The 15,098-nt window shown below is 74.7% G+C and carries 16 protein-coding genes and 1 pseudogene; 2 read left to right on the forward strand and 15 right to left on the reverse strand.

Annotated features, from left to right (window positions below):
* Positions 1-58: 58 nt before the first annotated feature.
* Together OO47_RS32030 and OO47_RS32035 are read right to left on the reverse strand one after the other, a co-directional pair.
* Positions 59-1,183, reverse strand: a complete 1,125-nt coding sequence (locus OO47_RS32030; protein ID WP_030219351.1) for a DUF2786 domain-containing protein — start codon at positions 1,181-1,183, stop codon at positions 59-61.
* 170 nt (positions 1,184-1,353) lie between these two features.
* On the reverse strand, positions 1,354-1,923 hold the full coding sequence (locus OO47_RS32035) for a GNAT family N-acetyltransferase (RefSeq protein ID WP_030219348.1): 570 nt from the start codon (positions 1,921-1,923) through the stop codon (positions 1,354-1,356).
* Between the two features lie 92 nt (positions 1,924-2,015).
* Here OO47_RS32035 and OO47_RS32040 point away from each other — a divergent pair, with 92 nt between their 5' ends.
* Positions 2,016-3,710: a bifunctional 3'-5' exonuclease/DNA polymerase gene (locus tag OO47_RS32040; protein ID WP_030219345.1), complete on the forward strand. Its 1,695-nt coding sequence runs from the start codon at positions 2,016-2,018 to the stop codon at positions 3,708-3,710.
* A 164-nt stretch (positions 3,711-3,874) separates the two neighbouring features.
* Positions 3,875-4,258, forward strand: a complete 384-nt coding sequence (locus OO47_RS32045) for a DUF6479 family protein (protein ID WP_030219343.1) — start codon at positions 3,875-3,877, stop codon at positions 4,256-4,258.
* A gap of 235 nt (positions 4,259-4,493) precedes the next feature.
* Here OO47_RS32045 and OO47_RS32050 read toward each other — a convergent pair whose 3' ends face one another.
* From OO47_RS32050 to OO47_RS36670, 13 genes and pseudogenes are all read right to left on the reverse strand, one after another.
* Positions 4,494-5,156 carry a 4'-phosphopantetheinyl transferase family protein gene (locus OO47_RS32050; RefSeq protein WP_234323374.1) on the reverse strand — a complete coding sequence of 221 codons (663 nt, stop codon included), beginning with the start codon at positions 5,154-5,156 and terminating at the stop codon, positions 4,494-4,496.
* Positions 5,157-5,232: 76 nt separating this feature from the next.
* Entirely contained in the window at positions 5,233-6,540 is a 1,308-nt protein-coding gene (locus OO47_RS32055; RefSeq protein WP_030219334.1) for an MFS transporter, read from the reverse strand.
* Positions 6,541-6,594: 54 nt separating this feature from the next.
* On the reverse strand, positions 6,595-7,644 hold the full coding sequence (locus OO47_RS32060; protein ID WP_078490116.1) for a polysaccharide deacetylase family protein: 1,050 nt from the start codon (positions 7,642-7,644) through the stop codon (positions 6,595-6,597).
* A gap of 8 nt (positions 7,645-7,652) precedes the next feature.
* Positions 7,653-9,023: a condensation domain-containing protein gene (locus tag OO47_RS32065; RefSeq protein ID WP_030219330.1), complete on the reverse strand. Its 1,371-nt coding sequence runs from the start codon at positions 9,021-9,023 to the stop codon at positions 7,653-7,655.
* Between the two features lie 109 nt (positions 9,024-9,132).
* On the reverse strand, positions 9,133-10,041 hold the full coding sequence (locus tag OO47_RS32070) for a hypothetical protein (RefSeq protein WP_030219327.1): 909 nt from the start codon (positions 10,039-10,041) through the stop codon (positions 9,133-9,135).
* Positions 10,038-10,304 carry an acyl carrier protein gene (locus OO47_RS32075; RefSeq protein WP_030219321.1) on the reverse strand — a complete coding sequence of 89 codons (267 nt, stop codon included), beginning with the start codon at positions 10,302-10,304 and terminating at the stop codon, positions 10,038-10,040. The genes OO47_RS32070 and OO47_RS32075 overlap by 4 nt, the downstream gene beginning before the upstream one ends.
* A complete protein-coding gene (locus tag OO47_RS32080) occupies positions 10,301-11,422 on the reverse strand; it encodes a ketoacyl-ACP synthase III family protein (RefSeq protein ID WP_078490114.1) in 1,122 nt (373 codons plus the stop codon). The genes OO47_RS32075 and OO47_RS32080 overlap by 4 nt, the downstream gene beginning before the upstream one ends.
* Positions 11,422-12,246 (reverse strand): class I SAM-dependent methyltransferase, encoded by an 825-nt coding sequence (locus tag OO47_RS32085; protein WP_030219308.1) that lies wholly within the window; start codon positions 12,244-12,246, stop codon positions 11,422-11,424. Before OO47_RS32085 ends, OO47_RS32080 begins: the two co-directional genes overlap by 1 nt.
* A 36-nt stretch (positions 12,247-12,282) precedes the next feature.
* Positions 12,283-12,516 (reverse strand): phosphopantetheine-binding protein, encoded by a 234-nt coding sequence (locus OO47_RS32090; protein WP_030219305.1) that lies wholly within the window; start codon positions 12,514-12,516, stop codon positions 12,283-12,285.
* A 16-nt stretch (positions 12,517-12,532) separates the two neighbouring features.
* Complete coding sequence (locus OO47_RS33750; protein ID WP_037624793.1) at positions 12,533-13,093, reverse strand: holo-ACP synthase; 561 nt, start codon at positions 13,091-13,093, stop codon at positions 12,533-12,535.
* Entirely contained in the window at positions 13,090-14,013 is a 924-nt protein-coding gene (locus tag OO47_RS32100) for a class-II aminoacyl-tRNA synthetase family protein (RefSeq protein ID WP_234323376.1), read from the reverse strand. The genes OO47_RS33750 and OO47_RS32100 overlap by 4 nt, the downstream gene beginning before the upstream one ends.
* The gene (locus OO47_RS32105; protein WP_030219299.1) at positions 14,010-14,882 is read right to left on the reverse strand and encodes a diiron oxygenase; all 873 of its coding nucleotides are present in this window, start codon (positions 14,880-14,882) and stop codon (positions 14,010-14,012) included. The genes OO47_RS32100 and OO47_RS32105 overlap by 4 nt, the downstream gene beginning before the upstream one ends.
* Positions 14,883-15,012: 130 nt before the next feature.
* Positions 15,013-15,098: pseudogene (locus tag OO47_RS36670) on the reverse strand (IS5/IS1182 family transposase); the annotation flags it as partial.

The following is a 15,098-nucleotide window of genomic DNA, read 5'->3' on the forward strand; positions in this document are numbered from 1 at the left end:
CCTCCCGGGGGCGGGGCCCCGGGAGGCGGGGTGGGGGGTGGGGTGCCGGGGGGGCGGGTTACGTGCCGTCTCCCAGTCGGCGGCGTTCCGGGTGGAGGGTGGCTCGGTCGGCGGCTGTGGCGCCGTGGGTCCAGCCCGCCTCGTCCCAGGCGGCGCGGACGCGGGTGGTGCGGGTCTCCGGGAAGAGTTCGTCCGTGCGGGTGGTGACCGCCGCCTCGCGGGAGGCGAGGGCCGGCAGGAGGGTCGGGGCCTCGGCGGCCACCCGGCGGGACGTGGCGGAGAGCCGGGCGCCCAGCCGGTTCGCGTACGCGAGCAGGAAGGACTGCCGGAAGGACTTCGTGCGCTTCCGGCCGCCCGCCCGCTGCTCCGCCTCCGCCCGCGTCATCGCCGCCGTCCCCTGCACCAGCAGCGAGGTGTACAGGAGCTCCACCGGGTCCAGGTCCGACTCGAAGCCGACCACCGTCGAGAAGCCGTGCGCCTCGTTCCACACCGCCCGGCAGTGGTTCGCCGTCGCCACCGCGTCGAGGAGGATCGCCTTCGCCTGCTCGTACGGCGGGTCCACCCCGATCCGGATCGCGCCGGGCGCCTCCGGGGACGGCGCCCCCGCCGCGAGCGACGCCTCGTCCAGGCTGTGCCGGGCCATCAGCTCCTGCGCCTTGGCGGTCAGCGCCTCCGCCTCCTCCGGGTACCCGGTCGCCTCCGCCTTCGCGAGCAGCGCCCTGATCCGGCCCAGCATCCGGGGCTCCCCCGCCGCCGGCGGCGGCAGCGCCTCGCCCGGCGCCGGGCCGACCGCGTCCAGGCGCGGCAGCCGTACGAGCAGCCGGTACAGCTCCAGGACGGCGGTCGCGTAAGAGAAGCGGTCCGTGGGACGGCCGGGGCCCTCGGGCAGCTCGGCGAGCTGCGCCTCCCAGCGGTGCGGCAGCCGCCCGTACCCCGCCGTCTCCGTCCTGACCAGGCCCGCGAGGAGCCGTACGTGCTCGTCCGCGAGGTCCCGGCGGGCCGCGCGGACGAGGTCGGCGGGCTGCCAGCCGCGCGCCCACAGCGTCCTCACGAACTCCTCGCCGCGCCGCTCCAGCTCCGCGTCCGCGCCCCGGTCGGCGGCGAGCAGCGAGGCCGCCGTGTCGAGCGACCCGTCGTCGCTCGCGTACAGCGCCCCGAAGGCCTTGTCGATGGTGGTGCCCACGCCGTCCTCGCGTCCCGTTCCGTCCCGGTGCCCGTCCTCCTCCCCATGGTCTCAGCCCCCGCCGTACGCCCCGGGCCCTCCCCGTGTGGCGTGACGTCCGGCGACCGGTCATCGTGGGACGACGGGGTGGTGGCCGGGGTCGGAGCCGGGTCACCGCCCCGGTCCCGGCCTCAGTCGGCCGTTCCCGCCGCCTTCGCCGCCCGCCAGTCCGGGGCCAGGACCGACCAGACCTCCTCGTCGTGGCGCCGGCCCCGGTGGGGGTGGCTCTCGCGGAGGACCGCGTCCCTGGTCATGCCGAGGCGGCGGGCCACCGCGATGCTCGGGGCGTTGTCCGAGGAGACGACCCACTCCACCCGGTGGATGCCGCGCACCTCGATCGCCCAGTCGACGAGCACCCGTGCCGCCCGGGTCACCAGGCCCCGGCCCGTCGCGGCCGGCTCCAGCCAGCAGCCCGCCTCGGCCGTGCCGTTCGCGGTGTCGAACGTCCGGAGGATCACGGCGCCGACCAGGGCCCCGTCGAGCCGGATGCCGTGGATGCGGCCCGTGTCGGCCGCCGCCCTCTCCGCGTACGTCCGGAGGAAGGCCCGGCTGGACTCCAGGTCGGTGACGACGTCCGGGAGTCCGTTGCGCGCGCCGATGAACTCCCGCCCCCGGTCCATGTGCGCCAGGAACTCGTCCGCCTGCCACGGTTCGAGCGGGCACAGCTCCGCCCCGTCGTCCCCCAGGGACCTCGCGTACATCATCCTCCCCCTCCACGTCCGGATCCGTCCCGCGTCCGCGCCACAGCGTAGGAGGCCCGGCGCTGTCAGTGGCGGCTGCCAGACTCGCCGGCATGAGCGAGAAGTGGGCGCTGGCCGCCGAGGAGGAGGGGGAAGGGGTCCTGCTCGCGCCCCTCGGTCCGGACGGCGCGCCCGCCGGGCCGGTGCGGCGCGAGCCGGACCTGTTGGCGGCCGTGCGGGACCGGCCGGAGGTGGCCCGGTGGGTGTGGCGGTCGACGGCCGAGGTGTACCCCCGGCTGCTCGCCGCCGGGGTGCGGGTCGAGCGGTGCTACGACGTGGAGGGCGCCGAGCAGCTGCTCCTCGGGTACGAGGGGCGGCTCGGCGAGCCCCGCTCGGCGGCCGCCGCCTGGGCGCGCCTGCGGAACGCTCCCGTGCCGCCCGACCCGCCGCCCCGCACGGCCGAACCCGGCTCGCAGGACTCGCTGTTCGAGCCGCCCCGTGTGACCGCCGTGCCCTTCGAGGGGCTCCTCGCGGTCTACGCCGAGCAGCTGCGCCGCCACGACCGGGTCGAGCACCCGGGCAGGATGCGGCTGCTGACGGCCGCCGAGTCGGCGGGGATGCTGGTGGCCGCCGAGATGCACCGGGCCGGGCTGCCGTGGCGGGCCGACGTGCACCGGGAGCTGCTGAACGACCTGCTCGGCGAGCGGTACGCGGGCGGGGGCGAGCCGCGCCGCCTGGCCGAGCTGGCGGCCGAGGTGTCCGCGGCCCTCGGGAGGCGCGTCCGGCCCGACCTGCCGGCCGACGTGGTGAAGGCCTTCGCGGCGGCCGGGATCCGGCTGCGGTCCACGCGCCGCTGGGAGCTGAGCGGGGTCGACCACCCGGCGGTGGAGCCGCTGATCGCGTACAAGAAGCTGTACCGGATCTGGACGGCGCACGGCTGGTCGTGGCTGGCCGACTGGGTGCGGGACGGCCGCTTCCGGCCCGAGTACCTGCCCGGGGGCACGGTCAGCGGGCGCTGGACGACCAACGGCGGCGGGGCCCTGCAGATCCCGAAGGTGATCCGGCGGGCCGTGGTCGCCGACGAGGGCTGGCGGCTCGTCGTGGCCGACGCCGACCAGATGGAGCCGCGCGTCCTCGCCGCGATCTCCCGCGACCCGGGCCTGATGGAGGTCGCGGGCCACCCCGACGACCTGTACTCCCGGCTGTCGGCCCGCGCCTTCTCCGGCGACCGCGAGCACGCCAAGCTCGCGCTCCTGGGCGCGGTCTACGGGCAGACCAGCGGCGACGGCCTGAAGAACCTGGCGGCGCTGCGCCGCCGCTTCCCGCTCGCCGTGGCGTACGTCGACGACGCGGCGAAGGCGGGCGAGGAGGGCCGGCTCGTCCGGACCTGGCTGGGCAGGACCAGCCCGCCCGCGGTCGGCGCGGGCGACGCCGACGAGGCGGGCCTGCCCCAGGACGACGGTCCCGAACCGGTCGCCGACGAGGGCGAGTTCACCCCCGGGTACGCCTCGGGGAACACGCGGGCGCGGGGCCGCTTCACCCGGAACTTCGTCGTCCAGGGCAGCGCCGCCGAGTGGGCGCTCCTGATGCTGGCGGCCCTGCGGCGCTCCCTCGCCGGGATGCGGGCGGAGCTGGTGTTCTTCCAGCACGACGAGGTGATCGTGCACTGCCCGGCGGAGGAGGCGGAGGCCGTCACGGAGGCGGTCCGGGCGGCCGGGGACGAGGCGGGACGGATCGCGTTCGGGGACACGCCGGTGCGGTTCCCGTTCACGACGGCGACGGTGGAGCGGTACTCGGACGCGAAGTAGGGGGAGCGGTACTCGGACGCGAAGTAGGGGGTACGGGAGCGGGGTGCGCTCCAGGCGCCGGCGCACCGTGCGGTCACTCCGGGCGACCGCCGCGTGTTTCAGATAAATCCGAAGAGATGCCTTCCCGGCGCATCCAAAGAAGCGGAATCGGGTAATCCGTAGACATGAACACTCTCAGCGCAGCAGAGAACCTGGCGGCTGGAGTTTGGCAGTCCGGCCTGGCACAGGTTCTCGGCGGACTCATCGTCGTCGCCGTCCTCCTCAGCGCCTTCTGGTTCGGCTTCCGGGTCCGCAACCAGGAGCCCGCGCCGCCGAAGCCCGAGGAGCAGCCGCACCGGCCGGACGACGGCTCCCTGCCCGGCGAGGCGACCGAGTACCGGCAGGGGGCCGAGATGCCGCGGACCGACGCCGAGCACCGGCTCATGCCGTACCAGCTCAAGCACTCCGGCACCGAGACCTCGCCCCAGCCGCCGGACGAGGAGAAGCGCAAGTGGGGCGGCATCTCCAGCGGCGGCTTCGGCAGCGGAGGCACCGGCCACGGCGACTGACCGGCGGCCGAACGGACGCACGGAACGGGATCCGGCGGCGGGGCACGTCCCCGCCGCCGGATCCGCCCGCGCGCGGCCCGGTCCCGGCGCCATGGGGCCCCCTGAGCAGGATCGGTTCCTGCTCATCACGGACCGGGGGGGTACGGGCATGGAACCGCTGTGCCACGACGACCCCCCGAGGCGTACTGGATCGGGGGCGACGCCGACCGGGTCCTCCTCATGGACGGCACCACTCTCACGGCCCTGCCGGTCTTCTGATCCGTACCGGCACCGGCACCGGCGGTACGGTCCAGGCGCAGGCGACCGGTACCGCGTCGCCGTCGTCGCGCGGGACGGCCCACCGGACGCGGTTCCAGGCGCCCGTCCGCCCGCCCAGGGGGACGGGCACGGTCCAGGGGCGGCCCGCGAACCCCTCCCCCACGGCCTTCACACAGGCCTCCTGGACGGCGAAGACCCGGGCGAACTCCCGTCTGCGCGCCTCCTCGGGCAGGGCGGCCAGGACGTCGGCGTCCCCGGGCCGGCAGCAGAGCCGCAGCAGCCGGTCGCCCACGACGGCCGGGACCTGCACGTCGACGCCGACGCCCCGGCCCCGGCCGACGGCCGCCGCGACCCAGCCGGAGGAGTGCGAGAGGCTCACCCCCAGGCCGGGCCGCCCGGGCAGGTACGGGCGGCCGCCCGGGAGCGCGGCGACCGGCCCGCCCCCGGCGTCCTCGCCGACCTCCCGCAGCAGGAACCGCAGCAGCGCCCGAGAGGCCAGGTGCTCCGCCGCCCGCCACGGCGGCAGCCCGGCGGCGGCCGCCCGGTCCGCGTCGGCGACGGGCAGCGCGCCGAGCACCTCCTCGTTCCGGGCGACCAGGTGGTGCACGCCGCCGACGGGCGTGCGGATACGACCGGACACGGGCACGGGCGTGCGGGACCCGCCGGAGGCGGGCGTACGGCCCCGGTCGGACACGGGCACGGGCGTACGGCCCCCGTCAGGCGCGGTCCGGGACACGGCGCAGGGTGCGGATCGGGCGGGCCGCCAGGAGCGCGGTGGCGGTGAGGAAGGAGACCACGACGCCCACCACGAGGACCGTGTCGGTGCCGAACGCGCCGACGGCGGGCCCGGCGAGCGCGCTGCCGATCGGGTACATGCCGACGGAGCCCGCGACCTCGTAGGCGTGGACGCGGTTCAGGACCTCGCCCGGCACCTGGGTCTGCACGCTGGTGGCCCACATGACGCCCCAGACCCCGATGCCGGCCCCGACCAGGACCTGCGCGGCGATGAGCAGCCAGACCGGCCAGCCGAGCACGATGCCGAGCGGGTAGAGCGGGTACGCCATCATCGCCACGGCCCCGGCGGCGAGCGGCCGCTGGGGCTTGTAGCGGATCGCGAGGAGCCCGCCGGCCACGGTTCCGGCGCCGAGCGCGGCGTTGATCAGGCCGAAGGCGCTCGCGCCGTGCTCGGGCACGATGACGCCGGCGGCCACCGAGAGCTGCGGCCCCCAGGAGAGCACCGCGTAGAACATCCAGATCAGGATCACGCCCCAGAGCCAGCTCCGGGAGCGGAACTCCTGCCAGCCGACGACCAGGTTGCGCCACAGGCTCTCACCGGCCGGCGGGGCGGGCACCACGCCGAGCCGGAGGGCGAACAGGCAGATCGCGCTGGTGCCGTAGGCGACGGCGGAGATCACCATGACCCAGCCGGTGGACCCGAAGCCGACCAGGGCGCCGGCCAGGGCCGGACCGCCGAGGCCGGTGATCGCCTCGGAGGTGCGCAGCACGCCGTTGGCGCCCTGCACGTCGCGGGAGACCAGGGGGACGGTCGAGGAGGCGCCCGGCTGGAACAGGGCGTTGGCGGTGCCGGCGACGACGAGCAGCGCGTACAGCTGCCAGAGGTGGTCGATGCCGTGGAGGAAGAGGAGGGCGAGCAGGACGTGGGCGACGAGGTTGGCCAGGTCCGCGATGATCATCATGCGGCGGGCGGTGAACCGGTCGGCGAGCACCCCGCCGAAGAGCACGAGACCGGCGAACGGGGCGACCAGGAAGGCCATCGAGTACCCGGCGGTGTCCAGGCCGTACCCGCCGCTGAGCAGACCGGCCGCGACCGCGACCGGCAGCATGGCCCAGCTGAGCAGGCCGGCGCTGCGGGCGGTGAAGTAGTACCGGAAGTTGCGGGACCAGATCGCCGGTTCGTCCGGGGACGGTCCCGTCGCCCCCGCTCCCGGCGGCGGCCCTTCGCCGGACCCGTCCTTCACCGGCGGGGCCGCCGCCTCCACGGGTTCTGCCAAGCGTTCTTCCATGACCCTTCAGTCCTCCGGTCGTTGGTCGCGGTGCGCGATACGCGGTGCGGGGGTTCAGTGGCCTCCGGGGCCGGGCGGGGCGGCGAGCTCCGCCAGCGGGACGGGTTCCAGGCCGCGTTCGAGCAGGCCCTCGACGATCGCCGGGAGGGCCGCCACGGTCTGGCTGCGGTCCCCGGCGCCCTCGTGCATCAGGACCACCGAGCCGGGCCCGACGCCCTCCAGGACGGTCTTGGCGATCTGCTCGGGCCCCGGCCGCGACCAGTCGCGGGCGTCCACGTCCCACATCGCCAGGGCGGCCGGGTGCCCGTCCAGGGCGGCCAGCACCTCGGGGCTCAGCGCCCCGTACGGCGGCCGGAACCAGGCCGGGGCCGTGCCGGCCACCCGGTCCAGCTCCTCCGTCGTCCGGTCGATCTGCTCGCGCAGCTGCTCCGGCGTCAGGTCGAACAGGAAGGGGTGCGACCAGGAGTGGTTGCCGAGGCCGTGGCCGCTCGCCACGATCCGGCGGACCTCGTCGGGCAGCGCGGCGACGTGGTGGCCGACGCAGAAGAAGGTGGCCCGGGCCCCGTAGCGGGCCAGGATCTCCAGGACCTGCCGGGTGAAGACCGGGTCGGGGCCGTCGTCGAAGGTGAGCGCCACCTTGGGGACGTCCCGGCGGCCGTGCTCGAAGCAGCGCCCGGCCGCCGTCAGGGCCTTCTGCGCCGGTTCCCCGCGCCGTACGCCCTCGAAGTACTCCTCGGCGCGGCCGGTCAGGGTGCCGCCCTCGGCGGTCACCCGGGCGAGGCCGCCGGGCGCGGCCAGGGCCCGTTCCGCGAGCTGCCGGGCCGTGACGGAGCCGAAGCGCGGCCGGGGCGGAAGCAGCCAGGGGTCCGCGCGGTGGACCTCCAGGCCGGCGGCGGTCATGGGGCCGTCGAGCAGGCCGTTGGTGCTGTCCAGGACCACGGCCGGGGGCTCGTCGCCGTCGAGGTCCCCGAGCCAGGCGATGAGTTCGGCGACCCGGGCGGCGCCCCAGTCGCGCGGCTCCGCCACGGGGCGGCCGGTGCCGTCCAGGACCTCGACCCGGTAGCCCTCGGCGGTCCAGGCGATCCCCGCGTACCTCTTCGTCACCGGTGCCATCAGTCCCCCAGCGCGATCGCCTCGGCGACGACCAGCCGCTCGACCCCGCGCAGGAACCTCTCCATGCCCGCGCGGTCGACCACCGCCGGGTCTGCGGTCATGGCGAGGTCCAGGGCGCCCGGGGCGGTCAGCACGTCCACCGCCATCGAGACGTTCCTGCGGGCCGGGAACTCCGTCGGCCAGCGCAGTTCGGTCCGGCCGATCAGCTCGCTCAGCGGGGCCCTGGGCTTCTCGACCCCGTCGAAGGGCCCGACGCCGGGGTCGCGGGTGTCGTTCCACCAGTACGAGTGGTCGGCCGCCTCCCCCTTCTCCACGAGGAGCGCCACCTCGCGGTCGAGCGCCCACTTGTCGTACGCGGCGTGCCGGAACGCGTTGAGGGCGACGGACCGGGTCCGGCGCACGGCGTCCTCGAAGTCCCGGTCCGCGTCCGTGAGCCGGAACAGCGCCTCCTGCGCCACGGTGCTGACCGAGGCGGCGGCGGCCGGCTGGAAGCGGTTGCCCACGACGACCTGGAAGAGCACGTCGGCGCTCCCGGACATCCGGGCGAGCTGGTGGGCGGCGGCCCCGAGGAGCACGGCGGCGTCGCTGACCTCCAGCTCCGCCGCGACCCGTCCGACGGCGACCGCGAGGGCGGGCGAGCGCAGCAGCGCGTTGGGGAACCTGCGGTCCGGGACGTCCGCGAGCTCCGGCGCCGCCGGCTCCCGGAAGATCCGCCGGGGCCCGGCGGTCAGCTGCTCGATCCAGTGCCGGCGGGCGGCCTCGTCGCGGCGGCGGCCGAGCGGCGAGGCCTGGACGCCGGCGGCCTCCAGGGGCTGGAGGGCGGGACGCGCGGCGCGCAGCGACGCGGCGGTCTCCCCCGCCTGCACGGCCTCCAGGTCGCGCAGGAGCCGGCCGAGGCCCCAGTAGTCCATGCCGGTGTGCGCCCCGGCCAGGACGAGCCGGTGGACCAGGCCGCCGGACTCGACCAGACCGACCCGCAGGGGCCATTCCCGGGTGTGGTCGAAGGGGCGTCCGGCCAGCTCGCCGAGGAGGGCGGCGCCGTCCTCCCCGGAGCGTTCCGCCGGGCCCGTGCGGATCTCCACGGGGAGTTCCCCGCTGCCGTCCACGACCTGTTCGAGACCGTCCTCGCCGTCCGGCAGGAAGCGGGTGTGCAGGCTGTCGTGGAGCAGCAGCAGCTCGGTCAGGTCCGCGAGCACGCGGTCCACCGGGCGGGGCGGGGAGACGGGGAGGTGGACCGGCAGGTTGTACCGGGGGGCGTCGTCGCCGAGCCGGGTGACGACGCCCCAGATGGCCCGCTGGCCCCAGGTCGCCGGGCCCCTCCCGGCCCGCGCGGAGTCCAGCCTGACGGTCCGCCGCTCAGCCGTGGTCATGGTGTTCCAGCCTTCCCTTCGGTTGCCTCGTGGGTCGTGCGCCGGAGCCGGGAGGGCCGTCGCGCCCCCGGGTGGGGCGGGGGCGCGGCGGCCCGCCGGAGTACGGGTGTTACGACTCGCCGCCCGCGAAGAGCGCCGTGTGCGTACGGCCGGAGCGCGGGTCCGTGTCGCACAGCACGATCCGCCGGTGGTCGCGCCCCCACTCCCGCCAGTGGTCGGCGAGGTCCAGCCAGAGGCTGGTGCAGTAGCTGCCCGGGGCCACCCGGTGCACCGGACCGGCGTGCTCGGGGACGTCCCCGGTGACCCAGGGGCCGAGCACGAGGAGCGTGCCGTCCTCGGCGGGCTCCCGGCCGAGGGCGTCCGCCGGCGAACCGGCCGAGCGGGCGCGGACGAAACGGGGGCCGTTCCCGTCCCCGCCGTCCTCCCCGGTCCCGAGGACGAGCGCGGCGGCCGAGTCGACCAGCGGGACGCCCTGCGCCGGCGGGTCGTCCCGTACGGGCGGGTCGTTCCGTACCGGCGGGTCGTCCCGTACCGGCGGGTCGTCCCGTACGGGCAGGGCGTCCCGTACCAGCGGGAAGGGCGTCGGCAGGGTGGTCTGTTCGAGGACCGCGATCACGACCTCCGCCGCCCGCCCCGCCCTCGCGTACGCCGAGGCGATCCGCAGCGCGGTGAAGGGCGCGGCCAGGCCCTGCTGGGCGATCGCGAAGTTGGCCGCCCGGCCGCCGAGGCGGTCGGTGAGGTACGGCGCGACGGCGGTGAACGGCACCACGTCCGGGAGGGCGTGGGTGACGATCAGGAGCTCGGGCCTGCTGCCGCCGACGCCCTCGTCGGCGACGAGCAGGTCCGCGAGGTCGCGGTGCCGGACGTGCGGGCCGCCGTCGAACAGCTCCTCGTCCGGCTTCTCCCCGAAGGGGGCGAGCAGGTCGCGGAAGTAGTCGAGCGCGGCCCGCCGGTCGTCCGGCTCCCGCCTCCCGGGCGAGCGGACCGCGGCGGCGGCCCGTACGGCGAGTCCGCTCATGGCGTGCCCTCCTCTTCGCGGAGGGCGGCCTCGACGTAGTCGGCGAAGGAGCCCACGGTCCGCAGGTGGTCGATGTCGAGCGCCTCCGGGTCGACCGAGATCCCGGTCGCCTCCTCGACGGTCATGAGGAGCCCCAGGACGGCGAGGGAGGTGAGCTGGAGCTCGTCGAAGAGCGCGGTCTCCTCCGTGAGCCCGGTGACGGGCCGCTCCAGGACCTCGCCGAGCGCCTTCTCGATGGTGAGGACCAGTTCCTGACGGTTCATCGGGTGCCGCCTCCCGCCCGGTGGGTGATGACCATGGCGCCGAAGGTGGCGCCCAGGCCGACGGAGACGAGGAGGTAGGGGGCGCCGTCCACCAGCCGGCCCTCGTCGCGCAGGGTGGTGTAGTTGACGAAGACGTCGGAGGCGAAGGTGTGGCTGTAGCGGGGGACGTTGTCCAGGAAGACCTTCTCCGGCGCCACCCCCAGCTCCTTGATCGTCTGCCGCCAGGCCAGCTTGTTGACGTTGTGCGGGATCACCAGCTCGACGTCGTCGAGGGTCAGCCCGGCCTCCTCCACCGCCTGGTGGATGACCTCCGCGATCCGGCCGCCGTACCGCTCCCCGAACTCGGTGTTCTGCTCGGGGGTCAGTTCCAGCCACTGGGCGTACTCGCCCAGGGTCCGGGTGGCGAAGGACCGGACCACGTCGCCCTCGCCGTCCAGGGTGATCAGGCAGGAGGCGGCGGCGTCGGCCATGATCGAGGTGTTGGGGACGTGCTGGACGACCGGCGAGTACGCCTGCTCGCCGGTGACCATGAGGGCGTACGCGCCCTCGCCGCCCTCCGCGCGGAGCAGTTCGCCGAGCACCTCGATGGCGCCGAGGCTGCTGACGCAGGCCTGGTGGCTGAGGCCGAAGGCCTCGGCGTCGGCGAGCCCGAGGGCGTCGCCGATCTCCCGGGCGACGTCCACGTGGGCGGGGGCGACCGCCTGGGTGACGTGGGCGTAGGCCAGGTAGTCCACCCGGCCGCCCTCGGGGAGGGCGGCCAGGGCGCCGCGCGCGGCGGGCCGCAGCAGGTCGAGCAGCGGCAGCCCGGGGTCGTACCGGAGCCGGTCCAGGCCGTAGAACTTGCGGAAGACGCCGAGCTGCGCCCGGTGCAGTCCGAGGCGTTCGCCCAGCTCCTCGATCCGCACGCTGCGCTCGGGCAGGTACGACTCGATCCGCTCCAGGGTGATCGGACGGTCCCCGGCCGGACGGCGGTCGGTGGCCGGCCGGGGATCAGCGGTCGTCCGGGGGGCAGTGGCCGGCCGGGGGGCAGTGGCCGGCCGGGGGGCAGTGGCCGGCCGGGGGGCAGTGGCCGACCGGGGATCAGTGGTCGTCCGGTGGTCGGCGGTCGGCAGGCTCATCAGGACTTCACGACCTCGGCGCGGATCAGCCACAGCCGGTTGGCGCCGCGCCGGTCCCTCGGCTGGACGTCGTACGGCCAGCGGCCCTCGCCCGCGCCGGGCTGGCCCGGCTCCCGCAGGTCGGTGGTCTTCCAGCCGTTCGCGGTCAGGAACTCCTCGGGCTCGTCGGTGCCGAAGATCCACGGCGTGCCGTCGGCGGCGAGGGTGTCCAGGAAGCGCTTCGAGAACGGGCTGCGCAGCAGGGCGCGGCCCAGGATGTCGAAGGCCAGGTGGCTGCCGGGGGCCGAGGCGGAGGCGAGCAGCCGCAGCAGCCCGGCGGCCTGCTCCTCGGTGAGGAAGAAGGTCAGCGCCTCGGCGACCCACAGGGTCGGGCGGTCGCGGTCGAAGCCGGCGGCCTCCAGGGCGGGCAGCCACTCCTGGGTGAGGTCGGCGGCGACCTCGCGCCGGTCGACGCGCGGCTCGGCCCCGAGGGCGTCGAGCCGGCGGCGCTTCTCGGCGGTCAGGAGGGCGTGGTCGACCTCGTAGAGCTCGACGCCGTCCGGCCAGTCGAGCCGGAACGCGCGGGTGTCCATGCCCGCCGCGATCAGCACGACCTGCCGGACCTCGCCCCCGGCGAGGACGTCCCGGATCGCGTCGTCCAGGAACCGGGTCCGGATGGAGATGAACGGCAGCAGGCCGCCGCCGGCGTAGCGCTCGATCAGCTCGAAGCCCCGGGGCGCGGCCAGTTCGCGGGCGAACGGGTCGGTGAACAGCGCGTCCTCGCGCTCGGACTCCTCGGCGCGGGCCGCGGCCATCCACTGTGCGGTGTACGAGACTGCGTCCATGGTGAAGACCCCTCCTCGGGATCGGGCGGAGCGGGATCAGGCGAAGAAGGCCTTCTCGATGGTGGCGAGGGTCTGGAAGTCCTCGATGTCGATGTTGTCGAAGTCGATCTCGACGCCCGCGGCGTCCTCGATCGTGTAGACGAGCTCGACGAAGGCGAGCGAGTCGACGAGGCGGCTCTCGATGAGGTCGACGTCGGAGGCGAGTTCGGTGCGCTCGGGGTGGCGGCCGAGGATCCAGTCCCGGACCTTGTCGATACCTGCGGAACTCATGGCATTCCCTTCGTGGTCACTGATCCAGCGGAACGGGGCGGTCGTGCGCGCGTGCGGAGGAGGTGCGGTCGTACGGGACGGTGGCGGCCGCGACGGCGATCGCGAAGCCCGCGTCGTGGCTGATGCTGACGTCGATCGGTCCGATCCCGGCGGTACGGGCCAGCTCGGCCGCCCGGCCGGAGAGCCGGACCCCGGGCCGGCCGCCGGGGCCGCGCAGGACCTCGATGCCCTGCCAGGGGAGGGGCTTCCCGACGGAGCCGAGGAGCTTGAAGACGGCCTCCTTGGCGGCGAGGCGCCCGGCGATCCCCGACGGGTCGGGCGCGCCGTCCGGGGTCCGGGAGGCGGCCAGCTCCTCGGAGGAGAGGAACCGCCGGAGGAGCGCCCCGGAACCGGTGCCGGAGCCCGAGCCGGGGCCGGAGCCGGAGCCGGGGCCGGAGCCCGAGCCGGAGCCCGAGCCGGAGCCGGAGCCGGAGCCGGAGCCGGTAACGAGGCCGGTACCGGTACCGGTGTCGGGGCCGAGGAGTTCGCGGACCCGGGAGAGGGGGACGAGGTCGACGCCGACGAGGGTCCGGGTCACGACACTTCGACGGCGGCGGCACCAGCGGCAGCGGCACTCGTGGCACCGGCACCCGCGGCGGCCTCGACGGCACCGGCACCCGCGGCGACCTCCGCCGCGGCAGCCCGTACCGCGTCGAGCGCGGCGTCGAGGTCGTCCTCGAAGCGCTCGGTCAGGACGGCGAGCCAGCGCTCCAGGCCGAAGGCCACGCAGGAGGTGTAGGCGTGCTCCCCGGATGCGAGCCTGATCCCGCAGCGCTCGCCGAAGAAGTTGCGGTGGGTGTTGACGGAGGCGATCGCCAGGTCGCCGTACTGGAACTCGTACTTCACCGGGCTGAGCTTCTGCATCAGCGCGCGGCCGCCGTCGTTCCGGAAGAACGGGTCGCCCGCCGCCTCCCTGCCCAGCTCGACGCCGAGCGCGGCGGCGAAGGCCTGGATGCGTCCGGTGAAGCGGGCCAGGACCCGCTGGGTGTGCTCGAAGCCGCCGAGCGCGACGACCTCGCGCATCTGGAAGCTGGCGAGGCGGCGCAGACCGCCGTAGTGGTCCTCGTTGCGGAAGCAGCGGTTGACCAGGGTGACCAGGGCGTCGTCGGCGACCTGCCCGCCCTCGTGGAAGAGGTACGCGCCGTAGCAGGTGGCGTGCGGGAGCCCGTACCGCGCCTCGGCGACCGCGCCGGGTCCGAACCTCCCCTCCACCGGCTTGAACCGGTCCTCGGTCAGGTCGAGCGAACCGGCGACCCAGGCGAGGTGGGGGAAGTTGGTGTAGACGTCGAACTTCTCCAGGTCGGTCACCGGGAAGAGCGGCGGGGCGCTGATCTCCTCGGCACCGTCCGCGAGCCCCCAGCCGGCGAAGACCCCGTCCAGCTCCCGGACGAGCCGGGTGGCCCCGGGCCCGAGGATGGCGAGGGCGGGGACGCCGTCGCTCCCGGTCAGGCGGTTCATCGGACGATTCCCGTCTTCTCCAGGTACTTGGCGGTCTTGCGGAAGGTGCGCAGCTCGGCCTCGGCGCGGGCCGGGGATTCGAGCAGGGCCCGGCGCAGCTCGTGCGGGCGCTCCAGGCCGGCGTCGCGGTAGACCTGGGGGTGGTAGAGGGACTCGAAGCTGTGCTTCATGTAGCGGCGCAGATAGGCGGAGACCTGGTCCAGCTCCTCCTCGGTGGCGGTCTGCCTGAGGTCCTGGTGGAGGAGGTTGACCAGTTCGCGGCCGAAGGCGATGTGCCGGGACTCGTCCTGGTGGTGGATGCGGTTGATGCCGCGGATCGTCTCGTGCAGCCGCTCGTCCTCGGCCATCGCCGAGTTGAAGTGGTCGACCAGCTCCTCGAAGATCAGGATGCGGGCGAAGACCAGCAGGCTCTGGATCTTGTCCGAGGGCGCGGCCGTCTCCGCGCCGCCGGCCGGCTGCCGGTAGATCCTCCCGCCGTAGCGGAGGCAGAATTCGGCGAAGAACCACATGTGCTCGTTCTCCTCACCGATGAAGTGGTGGAAGAACTCCGACGGCGTTTCGAAACCGGCGGTGTGGATACGGTTGACCACCTCGATGAGCAGTTCCCGGATTCCGTGCACGTTGAGGCTGTAGAAATTGATGCTCTCGTGCTTGGAAAGGGTGTGGAGCTGCTGCGGCGTGAGCTTGTCGGCCCATTCCGTACCGTACGTGGTGGTGAGTTCGGGGCTCATCCACCACATGTCCTCGGGGAGCCGCTCCGGCCACTCGAACAGCCGGTACGGGTTGTAGTAGTCGTCGATCGACTTGGTCGCGAGCCGGTCCAGAATTCCCCGGAACCGGTCGTTGCGGTCGATCACGTCGCTGACCATCGCGCGATGTCTCCGTTCGCTTCGAGGGCTCTTCGCTGTTTCCAGACTGGGCCCCGGGGAGGAGGCTCTTCAATGCCCGGAACCGGCTGCCGAATTCGGTCAGTGGGCGGATCGGCACAATGAGCGTTTTTCATCCTCGGTCTGAGCTGGCCAGATGCAGGGTGAGGACGGCTTGAACGAGGGCGGTGATGCGTGTGGTGGAACACCGCAGCTTCC

This window comes from Streptomyces bikiniensis, assembly GCF_000716625.1.
Classification (GTDB): domain Bacteria; phylum Actinomycetota; class Actinomycetes; order Streptomycetales; family Streptomycetaceae; genus Streptomyces; species Streptomyces bikiniensis.